Source organism: Acinetobacter sp. BSP-28 (assembly GCF_044130285.1).
Classification (GTDB): domain Bacteria; phylum Pseudomonadota; class Gammaproteobacteria; order Pseudomonadales; family Moraxellaceae; genus Acinetobacter.
This window is the reverse complement of record NZ_JBIQOB010000061.1, coordinates 1-2,382: the sequence shown is the minus strand read 5'-3', so window position 1 is coordinate 2,382 and position 2,382 is coordinate 1. Positions and strand designations below refer to the sequence as shown.

Below are 2,382 nucleotides of genomic sequence, written 5' to 3'. Positions count from 1 at the left end.
GCTGTCCGCTTGATTTCCTGATTTGATACAAATACCCGGGTGCCAACTGAATATTTTGTGCTGCTGGTGCACAGTACAAGACCGGTACCATCTACCACCAAGACTTTATATTTAGGATGGTCCTCACTGGTGATGGTTCCCACAAATTCGGGTGCCTTTGGGAGTAGATCGATTAGACGTTGTAATGCATTACTCATCTCGATTCACCCGTTCAACCTTAATGGTCTGGTTCACTACCGCATGAGTAAATGACACACTCACACTGTCAATAATTCCCCACCATTCCCCATTAAAGGCGACTAATTCACCTGGTGCACACTCTCCAACTTCTGCATTAATTGGCATGACTAGATTATGAGTTTCGACCATGCCAGCTTTAGCCAGTTGTGCTTTGCCATATGCACCCATGCTTTCAATTGTAAATAAAGCGTTATTCACTGTTTCAAGCAGGGTATCTGCACTGGTGCCAGTTCGTTTTACCTGGCCAGTTAAGCCAGACTGATCATTACTCAACGTGATTCCGTTATAGTCCGGGTAAAGCTCATAATCTGTTGATTGGTCCTTGGTAATGCTTTCCGGTACCAAACGGTCATAGTCCGAAATTGCAATTGGGTCCCAAAAGGTCTTTTTGTATTTGGGTTTAATCGTCAGTGCATTACCACTTTTTTCGCTATAAATAAAACCTCCTGCAGACTCAGCAATCAGTTTGATTGCAGCAATCGGAGTGAGATTCGAATAACTCAAACTATAAGCCGGCAATATCCAGCCAAGCTCATCAATCAGCTGCCAATTCAGTTGAGCATTGCTATTTACCCGGTCAAGTTCAGCCTGTGCTAATTGCACTGATGTACGTTCATTCTCTTGTAAAAATGAACGTGTCGGTGATGTAGGGGTATCAAGTAAAGCTGACTGACTGCGACCAGTTAATGTAAATGTTTCATTAGCAAATCGTCGTGATCGGCTTCGATTCTCAAGCAGCATGTGGTGCTCATTACCATTCACCATAATTTTAAGAATTACCGGCTGCCCGGCAATTGGTTCAAGCTTACTGATTTCAGCAGCTGGAACAGTCAAACTATAGGACCAGCACCAGCGACTTTTATCCGTGCTGTAATTTCCATCGTAGACTTTGATTTCTTCGCCATTGTCTAGGCGGGTAACAGACAAACTATTCAAGATATACCACCAGTTCCTGTTGGGTAGTGCTGGGATGCAATCATCTGCACCAAAATTCAAAATGACGTTATGTGAATCAACTTCATTGCATAGGCAGACAAAATTAAGATCGGTTGAGCCAACATATTCAGGTGGTTTCGGCTTTGGCCATGGTTGCACTGGGTGCTTTCTATAATGAATCGCCTTGGCTTTATCCCAAGCAATTTCACTGCTTGTGATGAGTTCAAGGCCTTTATCCCAATCAAAACCAAAGTGTTTCTCAAAGACATGAGCCACCTGGTGTGAATAGGTAAAAGTCTTGCGTTTACGAACCAGATCAACCCAATCCGTATTCTGATTGATTCTTAGTTTTTTAGACTCATCAAAAACCAGACTTCGAGAGATGAATAGCTTTTCATTTTCTTGCCATTTTAGATAAGCACTACGCGATAGCCCTGTTGCCTGCTCATGAATGATTTGGACCGCACAATGTAGTGTATCGGTCTTATCGAAACCAATTGATGTTTGGTTGCTTAAGTTCAAACTGCGCTCAAAATAAAAGGCGCTGTTATGCGCCTTAAATATTGGTTTAGCCCAGGGTATTTCCATCACACTCAATCGTGAAATTGCTCGCAAAAATCGCATCGGCCTAAACAGTGACAATCCAACGAGATGATTGATATCAAACAATGCATCGATATCAAAACTAACATCATCAAGCCGCATATCAACCGCACACAGGTTTTCTAAGAAAACTGCTTTAACTTCAAAACTAAATTCAGCATCTATATTTGTATCGGCAGAAGCAAAAATAACCGAGCTTTCAATAAATGTTGCTGCTAATTCGAATTTAAAATCAGCATCGAGTTTGAAATCTATTGAATGTGCTACAAAATTTGGATCATAAACCGCGTGTAAATCATACGGTGCTGACAAAGAAGATGGTAATGGTGTGATCTGATATGTTGCACTGAGCACGTATGGTTTGTCATGCTCGTAATTATCTGCCATAAATCACGCATCCGGATGAGGTCTTGTTGGTACATTGAAATTTGCTGTATGCCTACATGCGCCTTTCGTTACTCTTAGATCATCAATATAGCCATCAAAATGCCAGTTGTTTGGCAGCACACGACCGTTACCTGAGCCAATAGATACATTTGACGTGTTTGGGCTATTAAACGGTATATTGTTTTGAGTGGTTGTTGTTCCTTTTAGGTTTCCGTT

General features: G+C 41.7%; 3 protein-coding genes. All 3 read right to left on the bottom strand.

What is annotated here, in order from left to right:
- The coding region (locus ACE01R_RS17640; RefSeq protein WP_395552788.1) for a hypothetical protein at positions 1-197 on the bottom strand (197 nt) is incomplete at its 3' end.
- Positions 190-2,166, bottom strand: a complete 1,977-nt coding sequence (locus ACE01R_RS17635) for a hypothetical protein (protein ID WP_395552787.1) — start codon at positions 2,164-2,166, stop codon at positions 190-192. The genes ACE01R_RS17640 and ACE01R_RS17635, both read right to left, overlap by 8 nt.
- A 3-nt stretch (positions 2,167-2,169) precedes the next feature.
- A partial coding sequence (locus ACE01R_RS17630) for a hypothetical protein (RefSeq protein WP_395552786.1) occupies positions 2,170-2,382 on the bottom strand: 213 nt, incomplete at its 5' end.